This is a genomic window from Sphingomonas qilianensis, from assembly GCF_039614825.1.
Taxonomy (GTDB): domain Bacteria; phylum Pseudomonadota; class Alphaproteobacteria; order Sphingomonadales; family Sphingomonadaceae; genus Sphingomonas; species Sphingomonas qilianensis.
Genome location: NZ_JBDIMF010000005.1, coordinates 174,590 through 195,246, shown reverse-complemented (window position 1 = coordinate 195,246; position 20,657 = coordinate 174,590). Strand labels below are relative to the sequence as shown.

General features: G+C 67.3%; 17 protein-coding genes. 4 read left to right on the top strand and 13 right to left on the bottom strand.

Annotated elements, in window-relative coordinates:
• Positions 1–156: 156 nt before the first annotated feature.
• Positions 157–1,935, top strand: a complete 1,779-nt coding sequence (locus ABC969_RS12595; RefSeq protein WP_345865364.1) for an IlvD/Edd family dehydratase — start codon at positions 157–159, stop codon at positions 1,933–1,935.
• A gap of 46 nt (positions 1,936–1,981) precedes the next feature.
• Here ABC969_RS12595 and ABC969_RS12590 read toward each other — a convergent pair whose 3' ends face one another.
• From ABC969_RS12590 to ABC969_RS12535, 12 genes are all read right to left on the bottom strand, one after another.
• Positions 1,982–4,108, bottom strand: a complete 2,127-nt coding sequence (locus tag ABC969_RS12590) for a GDSL-type esterase/lipase family protein (protein ID WP_345865363.1) — start codon at positions 4,106–4,108, stop codon at positions 1,982–1,984.
• Between the two features lie 159 nt (positions 4,109–4,267).
• Positions 4,268–6,247: a hybrid sensor histidine kinase/response regulator gene (locus tag ABC969_RS12585; RefSeq protein WP_345865362.1), complete on the bottom strand. Its 1,980-nt coding sequence runs from the start codon at positions 6,245–6,247 to the stop codon at positions 4,268–4,270.
• On the bottom strand, positions 6,240–6,878 hold the full coding sequence (locus ABC969_RS12580) for a chemotaxis protein CheX (RefSeq protein WP_345865361.1): 639 nt from the start codon (positions 6,876–6,878) through the stop codon (positions 6,240–6,242). Before ABC969_RS12580 ends, ABC969_RS12585 begins: the two co-directional genes overlap by 8 nt.
• Entirely contained in the window at positions 6,875–7,255 is a 381-nt protein-coding gene (locus ABC969_RS12575) for a response regulator (RefSeq protein WP_345865360.1), read from the bottom strand. Before ABC969_RS12575 ends, ABC969_RS12580 begins: the two co-directional genes overlap by 4 nt.
• Before the next feature lie 86 nt (positions 7,256–7,341).
• Positions 7,342–7,587 (bottom strand): hypothetical protein, encoded by a 246-nt coding sequence (locus ABC969_RS12570; protein WP_345865359.1) that lies wholly within the window; start codon positions 7,585–7,587, stop codon positions 7,342–7,344.
• Entirely contained in the window at positions 7,584–9,515 is a 1,932-nt protein-coding gene (locus ABC969_RS12565; RefSeq protein ID WP_345865358.1) for a chemotaxis protein CheA, read from the bottom strand. Before ABC969_RS12565 ends, ABC969_RS12570 begins: the two co-directional genes overlap by 4 nt.
• Positions 9,515–10,363 carry a CheR family methyltransferase gene (locus ABC969_RS12560; protein ID WP_345865357.1) on the bottom strand — a complete coding sequence of 283 codons (849 nt, stop codon included), beginning with the start codon at positions 10,361–10,363 and terminating at the stop codon, positions 9,515–9,517. Before ABC969_RS12560 ends, ABC969_RS12565 begins: the two co-directional genes overlap by 1 nt.
• Positions 10,360–11,442 carry a chemotaxis-specific protein-glutamate methyltransferase CheB gene (gene cheB / locus ABC969_RS12555; protein WP_345865356.1) on the bottom strand — a complete coding sequence of 361 codons (1,083 nt, stop codon included), beginning with the start codon at positions 11,440–11,442 and terminating at the stop codon, positions 10,360–10,362. Before cheB ends, ABC969_RS12560 begins: the two co-directional genes overlap by 4 nt.
• Positions 11,439–12,815 carry a chemotaxis protein CheW gene (locus ABC969_RS12550; protein ID WP_345865355.1) on the bottom strand — a complete coding sequence of 459 codons (1,377 nt, stop codon included), beginning with the start codon at positions 12,813–12,815 and terminating at the stop codon, positions 11,439–11,441. The genes cheB and ABC969_RS12550 overlap by 4 nt, the downstream gene beginning before the upstream one ends.
• Complete coding sequence (locus ABC969_RS12545) at positions 12,796–14,727, bottom strand: methyl-accepting chemotaxis protein (protein ID WP_345865354.1); 1,932 nt, start codon at positions 14,725–14,727, stop codon at positions 12,796–12,798. Before ABC969_RS12545 ends, ABC969_RS12550 begins: the two co-directional genes overlap by 20 nt.
• A gap of 86 nt (positions 14,728–14,813) precedes the next feature.
• On the bottom strand, positions 14,814–15,041 hold the full coding sequence (locus ABC969_RS12540; RefSeq protein WP_345865353.1) for a hypothetical protein: 228 nt from the start codon (positions 15,039–15,041) through the stop codon (positions 14,814–14,816).
• Positions 15,042–15,140: 99 nt separating this feature from the next.
• On the bottom strand, positions 15,141–15,914 hold the full coding sequence (locus ABC969_RS12535) for a FadR/GntR family transcriptional regulator (RefSeq protein WP_345865352.1): 774 nt from the start codon (positions 15,912–15,914) through the stop codon (positions 15,141–15,143).
• Between the two features lie 135 nt (positions 15,915–16,049).
• On the opposite strand from ABC969_RS12535, the gene ABC969_RS12530 reads away from it, so the two are divergent.
• Genes ABC969_RS12530 through ABC969_RS12520 form a run of 3 tightly spaced genes read left to right on the top strand, consistent with a single transcriptional unit; the run spans position 16,050 to position 19,170 of the window.
• Positions 16,050–17,678, top strand: coding sequence for a sodium:solute symporter family transporter (locus tag ABC969_RS12530; RefSeq protein WP_345865351.1), 1,629 nt, complete (start codon positions 16,050–16,052; stop codon positions 17,676–17,678).
• Positions 17,672–18,538: a 2-dehydro-3-deoxygalactonokinase gene (locus ABC969_RS12525; RefSeq protein ID WP_380808149.1), complete on the top strand. Its 867-nt coding sequence runs from the start codon at positions 17,672–17,674 to the stop codon at positions 18,536–18,538. The genes ABC969_RS12530 and ABC969_RS12525 overlap by 7 nt, the downstream gene beginning before the upstream one ends.
• Entirely contained in the window at positions 18,535–19,170 is a 636-nt protein-coding gene (locus tag ABC969_RS12520; RefSeq protein ID WP_345865349.1) for a 2-dehydro-3-deoxy-6-phosphogalactonate aldolase, read from the top strand. The genes ABC969_RS12525 and ABC969_RS12520 overlap by 4 nt, the downstream gene beginning before the upstream one ends.
• Here ABC969_RS12520 and ABC969_RS12515 read toward each other — a convergent pair.
• The gene (locus tag ABC969_RS12515; RefSeq protein ID WP_345865348.1) at positions 19,167–20,459 is read right to left on the bottom strand and encodes an Hsp70 family protein; all 1,293 of its coding nucleotides are present in this window, start codon (positions 20,457–20,459) and stop codon (positions 19,167–19,169) included. The genes ABC969_RS12520 and ABC969_RS12515 overlap by 4 nt on opposite strands.
• Positions 20,460–20,657: the final 198 nt, after the last annotated feature.

The following is a 20,657-nucleotide window of genomic DNA, read 5'->3' as shown; positions in this document are numbered from 1 at the left end:
CGCTTCTGCTGGTTCTAACGATCGTTGTTGATCTGGATAAGTAACTGGCCGGATAAGGCTGGCCGATCGGAACGGCCCAAGGCTTGACCCGCCAGGCTATGGTGATAGCGATAACAGCTGTGGCGCCCGGCAAGTGGCGCCGACGGGAGATAGATTGTGCAACGCGTACCAATTCGCCCCTTTCGTTCGCGCGACTGGTTCGCCGATCCCGCCCGCTCCGACATGACCGCGCTCTATCTCGAGCGTTTCATGAATTACGGGCTGACCTCGGATGAATTGCGCTCGGGCCGGCCGATCATCGGCATCGCGCAAACGGGGAGCGATCTTTCGCCGTGCAACCGCATCCATCTCGATCTGGCGCGCCGCGTGCGCGACGGCATCCGCGATGCGGGCGGCATCGCGATGGAGTTTCCAGTCCATCCGATCTTCGAGAATTGCCGCCGGCCAACCGCCGCGCTTGATCGCAATCTTGCCTATCTCGGGCTGGTCGAGACGCTGTACGGCTATCCGATCGATGCCGTGGTGCTGACGACGGGGTGCGACAAGACGACGCCGTCGGGCATCATGGCCGCCTCTACCGTCGACATTCCCGCCATCGTATTGTCCGGCGGGCCCATGCTCGATGGCTGGCACGAGGGCGAGCTGGTCGGCTCGGGCACGGTGATCTGGCGCTCGCGCCGCAAGCTGGCGGCGGGCGAGATCGACGAAGAGGAATTCCTCAAGCGCGCCACCGATAGCGCGCCCTCCGCCGGGCATTGCAACACGATGGGCACGGCCTCAACGATGAACGCCGTGGCCGAAGCACTCGGCCTGTCGCTCACCGGCTGCGCGGCGATCCCCGCGCCGTATCGCGAGCGCGGGCAATTCGCCTACGAGACCGGCCGGCGCATCGTCGAAATGGCGTATGAGGATCTGCGCCCGTCGCACATTTTGACGCGGGACAGCTTTCTCAACGCCATCCGCGTGGTCACCGCGATCGGCGGCTCGTCCAACGCGCAGCCGCATATCCATGCCATGGCGCAGCATGCCGGGGTGGAGATCACCGCCGCGGACTGGTCCGAACATGGCTATGATCTGCCGTTGCTGGTCGATGTCCAGCCCGCCGGGCGTTTCCTCGGCGAGCGTTTCCACCGCGCCGGGGGCGTGCCCGCGGTGATGACCGAATTGCTCGGCGCCGGGAAACTGGATGGTGATTGCCTGACCGTGACCGGAAATAGCATGGCGGAGAACCTCTCCGGGCGCACCGCCAGCGACCGCGAAGTGATCCGCGCCTTCGATACGCCGCTGAAGGAGCAGGCCGGCTTCCTGGTGCTGACGGGCAACCTGTTCGACGTGGCGATCATGAAGACCAGCGTGATTTCGCCCGCCTTCCGCGAACGCTATCTGCAGCATGAAGGCGCGGAGGATATCTTCGAGGCGCGCGCCATCGTGTTCGATGGATCGGACGATTATCACCATCGGATCAACGATCCGGCGCTCGATATCGACGAGAATTGCATCCTGGTGATCCGCGGCGCCGGACCGATCGGCTGGCCGGGCTCTGCCGAAGTGGTCAACATGCAGCCGCCAGATCATCTCATCCAGCGCGGCATCATGACGCTGCCGACCCTGGGCGACGGGCGGCAATCGGGCACGTCGGACAGCCCATCGATCCTCAATGCCAGCCCGGAAAGCGCGGTCGGCGGTGGCCTGTCATGGTTGCACACCGGCGACATGATCCGCATCGATCTCAAGGCCGGGCGCTGCGATGCGCTGGTCGAGGAGGCGGAGATCGCCCGCCGCCGCACTGAGCCGCCTCCGCCCGTGCCGGTCAGCAATACCCCGTGGGAGGAACTGTACCGCGAGAAAACCGGGCAATTGGGCGACGGCGCGGTGCTCGATTTCGCGGTGAAGTATCGCGGCATCGCGGCGAAGACGCCGCGGCATAACCACTAAGCGCGAAACTGGCCCTTCCCCGGAGTCCGCCGGGGAAGGGCAGCATTCAGCTACAAAGCCCGGCCGGCGGCCCGGCCAGTGTCGCGCCGCCCGGCGGCCCGCTCAGCGACGGCGTCGGCCCCGGCAGCGCCAGATCCACCGCTGCCGCATAATAGGGATCGGCCTCGGCCTCCGCGAGCGTGGTGAAGCGGAAACCCAGCGCGCTATACAGCGTGAGCAAGCGTGGCAGCATATGCGCGTCGAACGACCCGACATGCATCAGCAGCACATAGGGCACGTCACGCCCCAGTTGCGCCTTGGCGCGTGCGCGCGCGGCGAGCGCGTCGGCGCGTGCATCGGCGAGGAAACTCGTCTCGAGCCTGGCGATCCCGGCCATGTCGCGCTTGGCGGCGCAGGCGGCATAAGGCGGGTTCCAGGCATAGTCGCCGAAGCTCATCGTTACCGCCGCGGCGCGATAGCCGCGTGCTTTGAGATCGGCACGCGCGGCATCGCGCACCGCCGGCGTGCTGCCTTCGGACAGAAAGGGATAGCGGAACCAGTGCCAGTCGCTGCCCTTGGCGGCCGCGGCGAGCGGCGCCTCGTTGCGCGCCACGTCCGCGGCAAAGGCGGCCGCACCGACCTGATCCAAATTGCCGTGCGAAAATGTGTGATTGCCAAGCGGCAGGCCGGCGGCGCGCCAGGCGGCGATGGCCTGCGCCGCGTCGGCCGGATCATCCAGCCCGAAGCCGGCATTGAGAAAGCCGAAGGCGGGGGCCTTGGCCTTCGCGAGCGCTGCGGTGATCTTGCCGATCACGTCACGGCGCGTCTCGCCGGGGGCAAGCGGGCCGTGCGCCGGAATGTCGTCAAAGGTCAGCGCGATGGCCGGGCAGTCATCGCGCGCGGAACCGACATCCGCACGCGCGGCGTCGCCCAGCGCTGGCTTGGTGACGATCGCGGCGGTGTCGAACAGGCTTAGCGGCACGGCCTCGGCCATCACGCGGTAACCTGCCGCCGAGGGGTGCAGATGATCGCCCGAATCGAGCGCCGGGGCGAGCCGCTCGGGATGGGCGGGGTCGCGCATCACGCGGTCGAAGTCGATCACCGCGTCGAACGTGCCGGAATTGCGGATAAAGGCGTTGATCGCCTGGCGGTCGGCTTCCGAGGCGGCGGCGGGATGATAATAGTCGTTGCCCCCGAACGGCATGATCGTGCCGCCGATCACCTTGATGCCGTGCGCATGCGCGCGCGCCACGAGTTGCGTGAAGCCGGCGGTGACCTCGGCGACGAGCGCGGCGTGCTGTGCTGGCGTGGCGGGCGCTTCGCGCGTCAGCACGCCGATATCGTTGATGCCCTCCAGCACGATCGCCCAGCGCACGCCGCTGCGCGCGATTACATCACGATCGAACCGCGCGAGCAGATTGGGGCCGAGCCCGTCGAGCAGCACACGGTTTCCGCCGATCCCGGCATTGATCAGGCCGATGCCGCGTGTCGCGGGGCTGCCCCGCAGCCGAGCGGCGAAGATGTCGGTCCAGCGCGTATTGCTGTTGGGCGCGACGCCATAACCATCGGTGATCGAATCGCCGATCGCCACGATCGTGCCGCGAGTCGCGGGTCCGCTGACCTCGACATCGGCGATCGCGTACCAGCGCGTGATCGGCGCGGCGCCGGCCAGCGTGGCATCGCCGACATGGTTGCCGGCGAGCGCAAACCCCGTGCCGCGCGCGCCGGGATGCCCGGTCTGCGGCGTGGCCGGTTCCGGCAGATACAGGCTGATTGCCAGATCGGCGCCTGGTGTGACCGGCAGGGCGGCGGCATCGGCATAGATTTCCGCGCCGGCGGGAATGACAGCGGTCGGTTGCCCGGCAAAGGTCAGCCGGACGCCGCCCCGGATCTGCGGCGAGCCGACGGTAGGCGCGTAGGCGACATGCGCGGCGCCGATGGCCAGCGGGCGCGTGCCAAAGGCGTTGGACAGGCGCAGGCGAATGCGATCACCGCCAGCGGATAGCCGGACGATCTGGCGCAGCGTGATGTTGCCCGCGCGGTCAGCGGGCAGCGCGTTGTCGCCCTCGGCGATCATCTGCGCCGATCCCCAGCTGGCGATCCAGCCGCGTTTTCCCGCCGCATCGGCGTCGCGCGCCTGTGCGCCACCGGTCAGCAACGCAAAACCGATCAACGCCGTGGTCCACCACCGCATCATCCATCTCCTTATCGTTAGCGGTATCACTAACGGCATCGGAGCGCTTGTCGCAAGCGCCGGCGTGGGGTTTAGTCCCGGTGCCAGTTTCGCTCGGTGATGACCGCGCCGTGCTCGCGCGCCGCCGCGATCCGTTTTTGGGCGCGCGTCGCGGTTGGGTTACGCGCGGTCGAGCACATCCCTGACCTTGGCGGCGAGCGAGGCGTAGGTGAAGGGTTTGGAGAGCAGATCAAGGCCCGCCTCCAATCGCCCGTCGCGCATGATCGCATCGCGCGTATAGCCCGAGGTGAACAAGATCTTGAGCGTCGGCTGCACCGCCAGCGCGCGATCGGCGAGTTCGTTGCCGGACATTACGGGCATGACCACATCGGTCAGCAGCAGGTGGATCGGCTGCGCGGCGCGCTCGATCAATGCCAGCGCGGTGGGGCCATCGGGGGCTTCCAGAACGCCGTACCCCAACTCGCGCAGAATCTCGACCGTGTAGGCGCGGACGTCGTCGTCATCCTCGACCACCAGGATGGTTTCGCCGCGGCTGCGATGTTCGACCTGTGCCGGCTGCGCTGCCACGGGCTCGGCGTCATCCTGCTCCACCTGCGGAAGATACAGGCTGACCGTGGTGCCCACCCCCACTGCAGACTGGAGATCGATGTAACCGCCCGATTGCTTGATAAAGCCATAGACCATCGACAGGCCAAGACCGGTGCCCTTGCCGACTTCCTTGGTGGTGAAGAACGGATCGAACACCTTGCTGATCGTTTCCGCGGTCATGCCGCAGCCGGTATCGGCGACAGTGATGCACACATAGTCGCCCGGCGCGGCATAAGCGGGGGCGGCGCCGCGCGCATCGATGTGGACGTTATGCGCCTCGATAGTCAGCGCGCCGCCGTGCGCCATGGCGTCGCGGGCGTTGACGGCAAGATTGAGGATGGCGTTTTCGAGCTGGTGTGGATCGACCTCGACGCGCCAGAGATCGGGTGCCGAGTCCATCCGCACGGTGATGTTTTCGGTGATCGAGCGGGTCAGCAGATCGGACATGCCGACCAGCAATCGGCCGACATCGATCTGTTTGGGATCGAGCGGCTGGCGGCGCGAAAAGGCCAGCAACCGCTGCGTAAGCGCTGCCGCGCGCTCGGCGCCGCGCAACGCATTGTCCAGCGCGCGTTTGGCCCGCGGATCGCCGCTTGGATCCAGCCGGCGCGTGACCGTATCGATATTGCCGATGATGATCGTGAGCAGATTGTTGAAATCGTGCGCGATCCCGCCGGTCAGGTGGCCGACCGCCTCCATCTTCTGCGCCTGGCGCAGCGAATCCTCGGCCAATTGCCGTTCGGCAATTTCTTCCTGCACGCGCGTTTCGAGCGTTTCGTTGAGCTCGCGCAGCCGCGCCTCGGATTCTTTGGCGGCGGTCACGTCATAGATCACGCCGATGAAGCGATAGCCGCTCGTTTCGCTGTCCCGCACGATCTCGCCGCGGCGCGCGATCCAGCGTTGTGCGCCATCGTCATTGCGCAGGATGCGGAACGTGCCATTCAGATGCTCGCCGGCCTGTTCGACCTCGGGGATGATCTGCGCCTCGCCGGGGCAGGCGACGCCGTTGATCGTGCGCAGCGGCAGTACACGCGCCGGATGCAGCCCAAGCAGCCGGCAGAATTCGGTCGAGACGGTAACGGTGGCAAAGCCATCGACATATTCGAACGTGCCCACGCCGCCCGCGCTCTGCGCGATCCGCAAGCGTTCTTCGGTACGCTTGCGTTCGGTGACATCGACCAGCAGCCCGGTGAACCGCACCGGGCGATCGTCCTCGTCGACATGGCCCTGGCCGCGGCCATGCATCCACAGCACCGATCCGTCGGGCCGGCGCACGCGAAATTCCTTAGAGAACAGTTCCGCACCGCCGAGGATGCCGGCGACGGCGATCTTCATCCGCGCGCGATCATCGGGGTGGATCGCCGAGAAGAACGTGGCGGGGGGCACGCCGATGCTGCCGCTGGCGGGATCGAGCCCGTAAAGCTCGGCGAAGCGGCCATCGAAATGGAGCCGGTCCCGGGGAATATCCCAGTTCCACGTGCCGCTCGCGCCCGCCGCCGCGAGCACGGCGCTCAGCCGCGCACCGGTCAGATCGTCTTCCCGCTCAGCCATCGTTCCCGACGATCCGCTCGATAAACTCGCCGAGCAGTTGCTTGAGCGCCTGAAGTGAAGGCAGATCCATCAGCATCGCGATATATCCGCGGATGTCGCGCGAGCGCACCGCGAAGTCGATATAGAGAAACAGCACGAGGCCATCGGCGGTCTCGTGATCCACAGGCTGGAACAGCGCCGGACCGTCACCGCGCAATACTTCGGGGATCGTCATGGTCAGCGAGCGCTGGAGCATGTTGGCCATCGTCGCGAGGCAGCTGTTGAGAATGACATTGCCGGTCTCGGCCAGCGCCTCATGCTCGATATCGAGCACTTCCTGCGGGTCGAGCTCGTCACCGGTAACGGCACGCACCAGCTCCAAACTGTTTTCCTCGGGGAAGATCAGCAGCGCGCGGCCGGAAAAGACCCCGGTAAAATCTTGGCTGACGGCGACGAGTTGGTTGATCTCGCGCTCGCCGATCAGCCGCGCGGCGCGGCGCTGGCTGACGACTTCGATCGAGGGCACCGACAGCAGCACTTGATCGCCGACCATCTTGCGCAGATTGGACGCGGCACGGCTGACGCCGATGTTGACGATCTCGGTCAGCGCGTCCGTTTCCAGCTCGCTCAGCGTGATCGCGTCGCTGCTCACTTTTTCGACCGCAATCGCAGCGCAGCACCGGACACAAAGCCTTGCAGGCCTTCCGCCGTGACCGGTTTGGGCACGAACGCGGCGCCGACGTCGCGGGCGCGGGCAATCACTTCGTCCTGAATGTTGGCAGTGATGATCGCGATCGGCAGGTCGGGATGCAACGTGCGCAATTCGCCGGCCAGTTCCAACCCGTCCTTTTCGCTCATGTTGAAATCGAGCAATGCGACGTCGACCGAGCGGGTGCCGAGAATTTCGTGCGCCTGCGCGGCGCTGCTGGCCTCGACGCGCTCCCATTCGGGCTGCAATTCGGCCAGCGCTTTGCCCGCCACGATGCGAGCCAGTTTGCTATCGTCAACAATCAATACGGTAACTGCCATGAACTACTCCGGTCGCGCCACTCGACTCACGTCGGTGGATTGCTGGTCTGCATAGAGGAAGCGATGGGCGATCGTTAGCGTTGCTTTCATGCGGTCGCGCCAGCGAGCTGCGGTAAAAGCCACTTCTTTATAAAGGCGGAAGCGGGCTCCCCGCGGATCGGGCCACCCGCAGCGAGCAGCGCCTGCAGCACTGCCAGATGCAGGCGGGTACAGGCACCGATGTCGATCAGCACTGCATCATGCTGTTGCAGCAGCGCCAGCAGCGTCTCGGCATCTTCCACCAGGCAGTCGCCGATCAGATGAACGGCGCCATCGTGATAAGATACGCTCATGCGATCAGCTCCGCGAGATCGAGCACCAGCAGCACGCCGCCATCGGCGAGCAGCGTCGTGCCCGCGATCCCCGGCAGCGCCGCCATCAGCCCCGCGCGCGGGCGCACCAGTGCATCGATGCGCTGGCCGAAGCTGTCGACGATGAGCCCCACCGGCTCGGTCGCGGCTTCGGTAACCAGCATTTTGGGCACGGCGCGCGCGCTGCGTTCGCCGCCCAGCAGCATGGCGAGATCAAGGACCGGCAAGGTGCGATCGCGCCAGCTGCACGCCTGCCCGGCGCCGACGGGCATGATGCGATCGCGCGCCACGCTGGTCGTTTCGACGATACGATCCAGCGGTACGCCATATTGTTGCCCCGCCGCCTCGACGATCAGCAGGCTGGTCACGATGGCGTTGAGCGGCAGCCGCAGGCGGATCTCGCTACCCTGACCCAGCACGCTGGCAATCTCCACCCGACCGCCGAGCCGATTGATCACTGTCTGGACCGCGTCCATGCCGACGCCGCGGCCGGAGACCGCGCTGACCGCCGCCGCCGTCGAGAAACCGGGCGCGAAGATCAGCCGCAATGCCTGCGCATCGTCGAGCGCGTCGGCGGCAGCGCGATCGAGCAGCCCGCGGCTGACGGCAACATGACGGATGCGCGCCGGATCGATCCCGGCGCCGTCATCCTTGAGCGCGATCAGCACCTGGTCACCGTCGCGGCGCACGATAAGCTGGAGCGATCCGCGATCGGGCTTGCCCGCGGCGCGGCGGCCGTCGCCAGACTCGATGCCGTGATCCAGCGCATTGCGGACCAGATGGAGCAAGGGTTCGAACACCGCGTCGGCGATGCCCTTGTCGACCTCGGTGCCTTCACCGCGAATGTCGAAATCGATCGGCTTGCCCAGCGCATCGGCGATTTCACGGACCATGCGCGGCAGCCGGCGCAAGCTCGGTCGCAGCGACACCATCCGCACGGCAGTCACCGCATCCCGCATCCCGCCGACCGCGCGGTCGAGCGCGGCATGCGCATGGCGGATTTGCGCCGCCAGCTGCGGATTGACGCGGTCGGCCTGCGCGGCGATATGCGACAGCGCGGTGTTGGCGACGATCAGCTCGCCGACACCATCGGCGAGCGCATCGATCCGCGCGACGTCGACGCGCAGCGAGGTGATGGCGGCGATCGGGCTGGCTTGTTCATTATCGTCGGTGCGCGGCACGATCGCAAAAGCGACCTGATCGGCAACGAAGCGCAATGCTGCGCGGACATTGGCGATCGGCGCGGCGCTGATGCCCTCGATCGAAACGGCGCAGTGGAACGGGTCGAGCCGATCGAGCGCGGGCCATGGCGCGTGGGGCAGGATGTCCAAGGCCACGAGCTCGGGAATGGCCGCGACCAGGGCGAGCGGATCATCGCCGCGGAAGAAACACTCACTGTCGGGCGCATAGCGGAACGCGACCACCGCGCCCGCCGCTGCACCGACTATGGCCGCGTGGCGATCGAGCAGCGCATCGCGCCAAGCGGGCGCGTCTTCCGGCGTCGGCGCTGCCAAGACGCCGGACGAGGCGCGGGCCTTTTGATTCAGCTGGACCAGCAGCGTCTCGGCATCGGCATCTGCCGTTGCGCCCAGCGTGCCATCGCGCTCCATCGCATCGATCCAGCGATCGGTCTGATCGACCACCGCGACCAGCGCATCGAGATCGGCGGCGCTCAACGCATGCGTGCCGGCGCGCGCGCGCTCCAGCACATCCTCCGCGGCATGCAGCGCGCGCCCGGCTGGTGCCATATCGAAGATCGCCACCGATCCCTTGAGCGTGTGGATCGCGCGGAACGCGCCGTCGATGTGCGCGCGGTCGCCTGCGTCACGGCTCAGCGCGATGAGATCGTCGCCGGCCTGTGCGATCAGCTCGCGCGCTTCGATCAGAAATTGGGCAAGCAGTTCGTCCATCACGCTTTACGATAGACGATTGCGTCATCAAGGCGAGCCAGCGTGAAGCGATCGCTGATCCGCGCCATCGATTCACTATGGCCCAGGCACAGGAAGCCGCCCGGATTGAGCGCCGCATGCATGTTGGCGGCGGCGGCGGCGCGCGAGGCATCGTCGAAATAGATCAGCAGATTACGGCACAGGATCACATCGAACTTGCCTTGGGCGGCGACGCTCGCCGGATCGACCAGATTGGTCGCGGTAAAGCGCACCGATTCGCGCAGATCGTCGATGATCTTGCGGCGGTGGCGCTGCTCGGGCTCGAAATAGGCGGCCAGTACCTCGGGCGGCAATTTCGCGAGCGAGCGTCCATTGAACAGCCCTGCCGTGGCAGCGGCGATTGCTGCGGTGTCTATGTCCGATCCGACGATCTCGATATTATAGGCATCCACCAGCGGCCAGTTTTCGAGCAGCCAGATCGCGATGGAATAGGGTTCCTCGCCGGTCGAGCAGGGCATCGACCACAAACGGATCAGATCGCCCGGCCGCTTGCCGCGGATGATTTCGGGCAGGATCGTGTTCGACAGCGCGGCGAGTTGATGCTCCTCGCGGTAGAAATAGGTCTCGTTGACGGTGAAGGCGTTGATCAGCGCCTCGGCCTCTGCGCCCCCCGCCGCCCGCGCCAGATACGCCCGGACATCGCTCATGGCGGTCTTGGCCATCCTGGCAGCGATGCGCCGTTCAATATAATAGCGCTTGTTGGCGCCGAAGGTCATGCCCGTCAGTCGGTAAAGCAGCTGTGACACGCGCGCCATTTCCTCGTCGGACAGATGGAGCGGTGCAGGCGGGGACGCCGCCAGCGTGGTCACCACTTGCCCATCAGCGCGAGCAGATCGGCGGCGATGCGGTCGAGCGGGGTGATCAGGGTGGCCCCCCCGAGTTTCACCAGCGCGCCGGGCATGCCCCAGACAATCGCGCTCTCCTCCGCCTCGGCGATGGTGCGGCCGCCCGCAGTCTGCAATTGCCGCATCGTCTCAGCCCCGTCTGCACCCATTCCGGTCATCAACACGCCGATCAGCCGTTCGGGTCCGACATGCAGCATCGCAGACGCGACGAGCCGATCGACGCTGGGATGCCAGTGATAATCGGCGCTGCTCGGTGCGGCCATCGCGACCAGCCCGGCGGCGCGCCTGGCGATCACCAGATCGGCGTCGCCGCGCCCGATATAGGCGTGGCCCGGTTCGAGCGGTACTGCGCGGCTGACTTCGCTGATCGTCAGCGCGCAGATCCGGTCGAGCCGCTGCGCCAGCGCGCCGGTGAAGCTGGCGGGCATGTGTTGCGCAATCACGATCGGCCAGGGGAAATCGCCGGGCAGGGCGGTGAGCAACGCTTCCAATGCGGGCGGGCCGCCGGTCGAGCAACCGACCAGCACCAGGCCCTCGCCCGGAAGCGCGGTGCCGCGCGGCGGCAACGGCGGCGCGATGCGCCGGACGGGGGCGGGGCGGGGGGCGCTGCGCAAGCGGATGCGCTCGGCCAGCCGCAACGTGCGCGGGATCCGCGCGCTCGCGGCGGCGCGGACTTTCTCGATCAGCGCAGGCGCGAGATCGTCGATCGCCAATGAGATCGCGCCGCTCGGCTTGGCCACGAAATCGACCGCGCCGAGCGCCATTGCCTCGAGCGTGGCGTCCGCCCCCTGCGCGGTCAGCGCCGACACCATCACCACCGGGGTCGGGCGTTCGAGCATGATCCGGTCGAGGCAGGCCAGCCCGTCCATGCCGGGCATGTTGATGTCGAGCGTGATCACCTGCGGCGTAAAGGCGTGCAGCTTGGCCATGGCCTCCGCGCCATCGCGCGCGAGCTCCACTTGGAACTCGCCCGAAGCGGCAAACAGATCGGTGAGCAGCCGCCGCATCAGCGGCGAATCGTCGACAATGAGCAGCTTGATCACGAAACGGGCACACCTGCGCCGCTCGCCCCACCCAGATCGTGCTCGGCGCCGCGCAGCAGTACCTTGGGATCGAGGATCTGGGTCAGGCCCGCGCCGGCGCGGCCGAATGCGCGCGTTCCTTCGCCCAGTTCGGGGGCGGGGCGCACGGCGTCGCGCGGCACGTGACAGATGCCGGCGACGCGATCGACGATGAAGCCTGCCTTGCGCTCCCCTAGCGCCACGACGACCACGCGGCGCCGCTTGCCGGTCCCCGCGCCGCCGAGAAGACGGCGGTGCTGATCGATGATCGGGATCACCTGCCCGCGCAGATTGAGTGCACCTGCCACGCAATCGGGCGTGCGCGGCAATCGGGTGAGGCGGGCCGGGAGCATCCTCACTTCGGCCACCGCAGCGATCGGCAACGCCACGTCGTCGTGCCCCAGCTGGAATGTCAGGAAAGCGTCGCTGTCGATCGGTGCTACAGCGGCGGTGGTTGTTTCCGCCCGCTGCTGCGCGGCGATTTGCTGGGCGAGGCCTTCCTGCAGCAGATGGTCCACAGCCAGGATCGAGACGAGCCGCCGTCCCTGATCGAGCCGGCACACCGCCTGGATTTGCGCGTCGCCGGGTCCGCGCGACAGGACCGTCGGCAGCGGATCGATGATGCTCTCGGCGACCCGCAACACTGCCCCGACGGCATCGACGATAAGCCCGATCGACCGTCCGCCGATCTGCACGCTGACCACTTGTGGCCGCGCGGCCTGCGGCGCGTGCTGCAGCCCCAGTAGAAGGCGCAGCGACAGCAGCGGGAGTGTATGGTCGCTGTCGACAATTGCGGTTTCAGCGGACGATGACAGCGCGATATCAGCAGGCAGCCGCGTGACCGCGTCGATCTCATGCAGCGGCAGCGCGAATTCCTGCCCGCCCACCAGCACGCTGAGCAACGCGATCTGCGCGATTGCGTCTGCCGCTGGCGGCGCGGCAATCGGCGCCACGCGCGCATCGCGTGTCGCCGACCGCGCAGCGCCAAAGGCCTTGTCCAGCAGCGCGGGCAGGTCGAGCACCTGCGCCGGTACGGCGCCTGCCGCGACGACCGCCGAAACCTCGTCGACCAGCATCCCGACAAGCTCTGCCTGTTCGAGCACGATGACCCGCCCGCCGTCGCGCGCTGGCTGGCCGAGCAACACGGCAAGCGAGATTAGCGGCAGCGCGGTGCCGCGCACATTGCCCAGCCCGATCAGGCTCGCCGGTGCGTGTGGCACCGGTGTCGCGCTCGGCCGGCGCAGCACTTCGCGCACGGTGCTCGCGGGAATCGCATACAGCGCGTCGGCGACCCGGAACGTCAGCACCTGTTCGGCGTGCGCGGCCGGCACGCGATCAGGCCGTGGGGTCGACAAGCGCGGTGGCCAGCGCCGCAATATCCTCGATCGCTGCGGCCAGCGCTTCGGCGGCCTGCGATTGCTGCCGTGCCGCGCTGCCCGCTTCGCCGGCCGAGGCGGATGCCTGTTCGGCGGCGGCGGCGATCTGCAGCGTGCCGTTCTGAATCTCGCGTACCGAGCGGAAGATCGCTTCGGCGCCATGCGAGATCGCCTCGCTGGCGGCACGTGCGCCATCAAGATCGTCGACGATCTGGCCGAACCGCTCGACCACCGCGCGGTTGCGCGCCACCTCGATTTCGGCCGCGCCGAGATGCCGATCGAGATCGCGCCGTACCAGCAGGATGCCATCCTGGATCGTCCGCACGACATCGTTTGCGCGCCCCGCGCTGGCGGCCGAATCGCGCGAAAGGTTGCGAATATCTCCCGCGACGGTGGCGAAGCCGCGCCCGGCATCGCCCGCGCGCGTCGCTTCGACCGAGCCGCTAACCGCCAGCATGTTGGTCTGTACCGAGACCAGCGCCAGCGAATCGGTGATCTTCTCGATCTCGCGCGCGGTCGTGCCGAGCCCGCTCAGCAACGCAAGGATCGCGCGCGTCTCGTCGAGCGATTGCTCGACCCCGCCGGCCAGCGCTTCGATCGTCGCACGACCCGTGCGCAGCGCTGCGGTGATCGCCGCAATGCGCTCGAGCGCGGCGTTAGATGCGCGTTGCGCCGCCTCGGCCGCGCGCTCGATCTGGGCCATCGCGCCGCTCGCCTGCTGCGTCGCCGCGGCCTGGATCGCCGCGCCACGCCCGATCTGCTCGACCGCGATGAGGATCTGGCTCGCCGCGCCCGACAATTCCTGCACTGTGGCGGACAGTTCCTCGGCGGCAGCGGCGAGTTCCTCCGCCGCAGCGGCGCCATCGCCATCCTGCTTGAGTTGCTCGGTCTGCGCCGACAGGCCCTCGGCCGCCTGCTGGCTCTGGTCGAGCGAGATGGTCTGCTGCTGCACTGCTTGTTGCGCTTCAGCCGCGGCGGCGGATTGTTCTTCGGCGGCGCTGGCCACCTGCTCGGCGCCGCGCTGCGCCTCGCGCGCCGCCAGATCGGCCTCGACCGAGGCGAGCAGGATCGCCTCCGTGCCGACCACGACGTCGGCCAGATCGCCGCGCGAGGCATCGAGCAGATCGACCACCGTGCGCCCCGCTTGCGCCTCGGCGACCGCGCGATCCGCCGCCGCGCGAATGCGCACGACGATCGTGCGCACCTCGGCGGCGATCGCGCCGGCCAGCGTCTGGATCTCGCCCGCGCTGGTTTCGGATGTTTCGGCAAGCGCGCGTACTTCGTCCGCCACCACGGCGAAGCCGCGCCCCTCCTCGCCGGCGCGCGCCGCCTCGATCGTCGCGTTGAGCGCGAGCAGGCTGGTCTGATCGGCAATGTCGGCGACGCTGTGGCCAATCGCGCCGATGGCATCCGCCGAGCTTTCGAGCGCGGAGATGGTTGCGACCGACTCGATCTGGCGCTGCGCACCGAGTTCGATCGCTGCCAGCGATCCGTCGATCTGCGCGCTTGTCTCCAGAAAGCCGCTCTGCACCAGTTCGGCCTGCCGGCGCGATGCGTCGGCGCGGTCGCGCGCGTCGCCAAACCCTGCCGCCAGCGCCCCGATCAGCCCGAGCGACTCCTGCGCTGCGCCCGCCGCTTCCTCGGCGCCGCTGGAAATCTGGTCCATCGCGCGCCGAAGCTCGGCAGCGGCGGCGGCGGATTCGGCGAGCCCGCTGGCCAGTTCTTCGGTCGCGGTCTCGATCCGGTCGGCGGCCTTCATGCCGCGCGCCTGGACGCGGGAGGCTGTAATAGGACGCCTGGTAGCGATGTCTTCCGTGTACAGCGCGGCCGCCTTGGCCGCCGCGCGGTCCGCTGGTCGCACGCCGATGCTCGATTTTTTGACAAGCGCCATATTCAACAGGTCTCAGCGGTGGCAGACGCCCGGGCCATATCCGAAGCGACTTGGCAGCGCCAGCCGACTGGTCATCGCAGCGGCGGTTACGTGGTGACGAACGGGCGCTCGAGCCGGACGGTATCAAGCAGCCGTTCGATCGCGGCGACTTCGGGCGGCGTGCCGGAGGGATCCACTTCCCAGTTACAGTGCGTGTAGCTGTCTGCGCTGCGCACGCGGACGGGGCCGATCGCCATGCGCCAGCGCCGCGCCGTGCCGCCCGAGCTGCGAACGAGGCGCGCGATGAGCAGATCTTGGAGGTCGCTGGCGGTCATCGCGCGCTATCAGCATCTGGGCGTGGCCGGCGCAAGGCTTGATCGGGGGCGATCGGGCGCTCTCGAAAAGACGGCCCACGCCTCCCTGGCCGACGCGGGTCAGCTGTTCGGTGTCGCCGCGCCGTTATTGGCACTGTGCGGTGCGGCATTTGCCTCGGCCTGGGCGATCAGCTCCAGCACGTCGGTGATCAGCTTGCGCATCGCGCTGCGCGCCGTATCGGGATCGCGCGCGATAATCGCGTCGCACACTGCTTGATGATCGGCGAGGCTGGCGCTGCGGCCTTTGATACGGTTGGTGAAGCGGATGGACGTACGTAGCGCCGTGCTGACAACCTCCCGGAATTGCACGTAAAACGGGTTTTTCGAGGCGCGCAGGATGGCGACGTGAAACGCGATATCGGCATCCAACGTGTCGTCATTATCCGCCTCCGCCGCGGCCATGCGCGCCAGGCCGGCGGCGATGCTGGCGAGATCCCCGGCATCGCCAAAGCGCGCCGCCAGCGCCGCCGCCTCGGGCTCGATGGCGACGCGCAATTGCGTGAAATGCTTGAGCAATTGCACCGAGAAGGTGCGCTCGAGCAGCCAGCGCAGCACATCGGTGTCGAACAGGTTCCATGAGGTCGCGGGCTGGATCACCGTGCCCTGGCGCGGCCGCGCGCTGAGCAGCCCCTTGGCGGTCAGCATCTTGACTGCCTCGCGCGTCACCGACCGGCTGACGCCGTGCTGCTTGGCCAGTTCGGCCTCGGTGGGGAAAGGTTCGTGCTCGTAATGCCCGGTGACGATCGCCCGGCCGAGGCTATCCAGCATGCCGTATGTGAGGTTGCGACCGAGTTGTGGCCGGACGTCTTCGCCATCGAGATTGGGATAGGTCATGCCCGCAGAGTGTAACGCGTTGCCGATGCTGGACAAGGTCAATAAATAAGATAAATGACCAGCCAACCGTCGGCGTCGCCTGCGGCATGACCGGGCGAAGCGGAACCCCGCCGGCCCGGCAGGGGAGTGAACGCCGTGAGTCTCTCGACCATCGATCTGATCGTCGTCATCGTTTACGCGATCGGCATTTTCGGGCTCGCCCAATGGGTCAGCCGCGAAAAGGCCGGGCACGCCAAGGATACGTCGGATTATTTCCTCGCTTCAAAATCGCTCCCCTGGTGGGCGATCGGCGCGTCGCTGATCGCGGCCAACATCTCGGCCGAGCAGATCGTCGGCATGTCGGGATCGGGCTATGCCATGGGGCTGGCGATCGCTTCCTATGAATGGATGGCGGCGCTGACCTTGCTGATCGTCGGCAAATATTTTCTGCCGATCTTCCTGCGCAACGAGATCTATACGATGCCGCAGTTCCTGGAGCAGCGCTACGGCCGGCTGCTGCCGGTGCTGATGGCGGTGTTCTGGCTGGCGCTCTACGTGTTCGTCAATCTCACCTCGATCATCTGGCTGGGCTCGATCGCGGTCAACAAGGTCGCCGGTGTCGATCAGACCTATGCATTGGTCGGGCTCGGGCTGTTCGCCTTGCTGTATCAATTGTGGGGCGGGCTGAAGGCGGTCGCGCTGACCGACATCGTGCAGGTCACGCTGCTGGTCTTCGGCGGGCTGGTCGTCTCGTATCTCACGCTGACGCAGATCGGCGGCGGGGAGGGCTTCTTCGCCGGCTTCCGCATCCTGGTCGAGCGCGTGCCGACGCATTTCGACATGATCCTGACGCCCGACAACAAATTCTACAACGATCTGCCCGGCATCGGCGTGCTGGTCGGCGGGATGTGGATCGCCAATCTCAGCTATTGGGGCTTCAACCAATATATCATCCAGCGCGCGCTGGCCGCCAAGAACCTGGGCGAAGCGCAGAAGGGCGTGATGTTCGCCGCCTATCTCAAGCTGCTGATGCCGGTGATCATCGTGCTGCCGGGGATCGCCGCGGTGGTGCTGGCGCCCGATCTGGCCAAGCCCGATGAAGCCTATCCGACGATGATGCGGCTGCTGCCGCAAGGGCTCCTCGGGCTGGTGTTCGCCGCGTTGATCGCCGCGATCATCGCCTCGACCGCGTCCAAGATCAATTCGATTGCGACGATCTTCACGCTCGATCTGTACGCCAAGGCGCGCGGCATCCCCACGCGCGGCGAAGACAATGTCGGCGGGGAGGCGAAGGAAAAGCATCTCGTATTGGTCGGCCGCGGCGTCGCGGCGCTGGCCATCATCATCGCCATCTTCGCCGCCAAGCCGCTGATCGGCCAGTCGGATCAGGCATTCCAGTTCATCCAGGAATTCTCCGGCTTCTTCACCCCCGGCATCACGGTGATCTTCCTGCTCGGCCTGTTCTGGAAAAAGGCCACCGAAGCGGGCGCGATCGTCGCTGCGGTCACCTCCGTCGTGCTGTCCTATCTGCTCAAGATCAGCGTGCCCGTGCCGTGGTTGCCCGAAGCGGCCAACGTATACCTGACGCCGTTCATGAACCGCATGCTGTTCGTGTTCCTGGTCAGCCTGGCGCTGGCGGTGATCGTCTCGCTGGCCAGGCCGGCGCGGGTCGAGAAGAATGTCGTGACGATGCAAGGTGTCAGCTTCCGCACCTCGGGCGCGTTTAACATCGGCGCGCTGGGCGTCGTGCTGATCCTCATCGCCTTGTACGCGACGTGGTGGTGAGCATCGGCGACACCTTCCTCGCGGTCGATTGGGGCACGACCAATCGCCGCGTGTTCGTGATCGAGCAGGGCCGGGTGGTGCGCACCGCGCGCGACGGGCAGGGCGTCACCTCGGTCGACGATTTCCCCGCCTCGGTCGCGGCGTTGCGCGCCGAGCATGGCGATCTGCCGATGCTGCTGGCGGGCATGGTCGGCTCGAACATCGGCTGGCGGCCCGCGCCCTATGTCTCCGCGCCGGCGGGGATCGCCGAGCTCGCGGCCGGATTACTCAGAATCGATGCGCGCACCGCGATCGTGCCGGGCGTGTCGGTCGATCATCCCGCCGATGTGATGCGCGGCGAAGAGGTGCAGGTGCTCGGCGCGGTCGAAGCCGGGCTGGTGCCGCGCGATGCGCTGGTCGTGCAGCCCGGCACGCATTGCAAATGGGTCGAGCTGGCCGGTGGCCGCATCACCGGCTTCACCACCGCGATGACCGGCGAGTTGTTCGCGCTGCTGCGCACGCACGGGCTACTCGCCGCGCAGCTCGGCGGTGAGGTCACCCCCGGTGACGCGTTCCGCGCCGGGGTGGAGGAAGGCCGCAAACGCGATCTAGCCGCCTCCCTGTTCGGCATTCGCGCCGCCAAGCTGCTTGGCCAGCGCGACGATGCCGATGCCGCCGCCTTCGCCAGCGGTCTGCTGATTGGCGGCGATGCGGCGGCGCGGCTGGCGAAGTCGCGGCATGACGCCGCCTATATTCTGGCCGATCCTGTGCTGGGCGGGCTGTATGTCGCCGCGGTGGAATATCTGGGTGGCACGGCCTATCTTATCGACAGCCACGCCGCGTTCACGGCGGGCATCATCGCCATCGGAAATCATTCATGACGCATCTCGACACGTTCGACGCCGCCTTTGCCAAATGCCCGCTCGTCGCCATCCTGCGCGGCGTCGCGCCGTACGAGATCGATGCGATCGGCGATGCGCTGGTCGATGCCGGTTTCACGCTGATCGAAGTGCCGATGAATTCGCCCGATCCGCTGGAGAGCGTGGCCAGGCTGGCGCGGCGCTTTACCGGTCGCGCGGTGATCGGCGCGGGCACGGTGCTGCGTGTCGAGGATGTCGCCGCGGTCGAGGCGGCGGGGGGCACGATGATCATCTCCCCCAATGCCAATCTGCAGGTCATCGCCGCCAGCGCGGCGCGCGGGCTGATCTCGATGCCCGGCATCGCCACGCCGAGCGAAGCGTTCGCCGCGCTGGAGGCGGGCGCCACCGCGCTGAAGCTGTTCCCGGCCGAGGCGGCCAGCCCGGGCGTGCTGAAGGCGATGCGCGCTGTGCTGCCCAAGCAGGTCCGCGTGCTGCCCGTCGGCGGCATCGCGCCGGATAATATGACGCCGTGGAGCGCGGCGGGCGCCGCCGGCTTTGGCCTCGGATCGGCGCTGTACAAGGTCGGCATGACCGCCGAGCAGGTCGGCCACAACGCGCGCGCCTTTGTCGCCGCGCTGGCGGATCAGGGCTAGACCGCCCAGGCGGCGAGATCGTCCTGCTGCCCGATCAGCGCGAGGCCATGCGCGATCGAGGTCAGCTCGCCACCGGTGGCGATCCGCGTATCGCCGAAGCGATCGGTGAAGATGCGGCGGATGCGCGGCATCAGCGACGATCCGCCGGTGAGGAACACGCGGTCGATGCCCGCCGATTCAACGCCCGCCATATCCAGCGCGCGATCGATCGCCGCCTCGATGCGCACGATATCGGGCGCGATCCAGCGTTCGAAATCGGCGCGCGTCACATCCGCCTCGACCGTTAGATCCGCGCCGCTGAAGTGGAAATGCGCGGTGTCGGACGATGACAGTTCGCGCTTCACGCGGCCCACCGCATCGTACAACGCATAACCCAGTTCCTGCTCGATCACCGCGATCATCCGGCCGATCGCCGCGGGATCCAGCGCATGGTGGCGCAGCTTTTCCAGCTCGGCCAGCGTGCGGCGATTGCGCATCAGCGCGAGCCGCGACCAATCGGCGAATTCGGCGAAATGCCCGCCGGGAATATCCAGCACCTTGTCGAACGAGCGATAGGAGCCACCCTTGCCGAGCAGCGGCAGCACGAGATGATCGACCAGCCGATAATCGAAGCGATCCCCGGCGATGCCGACGCCAGTATGCGCCAGCGGCACGCAGCGCCGCGCCGCGCCCGGCTCGGCGATCTTCACGACCGAGAAATCGCTGGTGCCGCCGCCGAAATCGGCCACCAGGATGGTCGCCGGATCGGTGATCCGCGCGGCATAGCTATAGGCCGCGCCGAGCGGCTCATAGACATAATGGACCGTGGCGCCGAGCGCGGCGAACATCGCGTCGTAACGGCTGCGCGCCAGCGCCTCGTTGGGGCGGTGCCCGGCATATTCGACCGGTCGGCCGACCACCACGGTGGCGGCGCCCTGCATCGCGCCGCCGGCGCGCGCGATCATCTTGTCGAGGAACGTGCCGCCCAGCTGCTCGAACGTGTAGCGCCGCTCGAACACCGAGGCGGTTTCGAACGCGGCGCTGGCGGCGACCGATTTGAACGACTGGATGAAACGCGACCCTTGCGGGAAATCGAGATATTCGGCGATTGCCCAGGGCCCGGCATCGGCCGCAATGCCACCGCGCGCGGCATCATCCTCCCAGAAGCACAATGCCGAACGGAACACCGCCTCGGGCCCGGCAGGACCCTCCAGCGGCACGAGATCGGCGACAGCGCCGTGCGCGACCGCAGCGACCGAATTGGTCGTGCCAAAATCGAGGCCGAGCGAGAAGGAGGTGGGATGAGCCATGGGCGGAGCGCGCTACACGGCGAGCGGTGTTTCGCAAAGCCTGTATGTGGCGGCCGATCATCGGCGGGCGGCTGCAAAACTCTGCAGGCGGCGTATCGCGCGCGCGACCCTCGCAAACTTATTCCGTCACCGCGGACTTGGTCCGGGGTCCACCTAGCCGCAAACTTGCAGGCCGATGCTCCTGCGGCACCGTGGACC

What these genes read in the sequence shown, in the direction of transcription:
- ABC969_RS12540 (WP_345865353.1), bottom strand. Translation starts at nt 15,041, where the DNA reads ATGACCGCCAGCGACCTCCAAGATCTGCTCATCGCGCGCCTCGTTCGC.
- ABC969_RS12515 (WP_345865348.1), bottom strand. Translation starts at nt 20,459, where the DNA reads ATGGCTCATCCCACCTCCTTCTCGCTCGGCCTCGATTTTGGCACGACC.
- ABC969_RS12565 (WP_345865358.1), bottom strand. Translation starts at nt 9,515, where the DNA reads ATGGACGAACTGCTTGCCCAATTTCTGATCGAAGCGCGCGAGCTGATC.
- ABC969_RS12575 (WP_345865360.1), bottom strand. Translation starts at nt 7,255, where the DNA reads ATGGCAGTTACCGTATTGATTGTTGACGATAGCAAACTGGCTCGCATC.
- ABC969_RS12585 (WP_345865362.1), bottom strand. Translation starts at nt 6,247, where the DNA reads ATGGCTGAGCGGGAAGACGATCTGACCGGTGCGCGGCTGAGCGCCGTG.
- ABC969_RS12570 (WP_345865359.1), bottom strand. Translation starts at nt 7,587, where the DNA reads ATGAGCGTATCTTATCACGATGGCGCCGTTCATCTGATCGGCGACTGC.
- ABC969_RS12545 (WP_345865354.1), bottom strand. Translation starts at nt 14,727, where the DNA reads ATGGCGCTTGTCAAAAAATCGAGCATCGGCGTGCGACCAGCGGACCGC.
- ABC969_RS12520 (WP_345865349.1), top strand. Translation starts at nt 18,535, where the DNA reads ATGACGCATCTCGACACGTTCGACGCCGCCTTTGCCAAATGCCCGCTC.
- ABC969_RS12535 (WP_345865352.1), bottom strand. Translation starts at nt 15,914, where the DNA reads ATGACCTATCCCAATCTCGATGGCGAAGACGTCCGGCCACAACTCGGT.
- ABC969_RS12590 (WP_345865363.1), bottom strand. Translation starts at nt 4,108, where the DNA reads ATGCGGTGGTGGACCACGGCGTTGATCGGTTTTGCGTTGCTGACCGGT.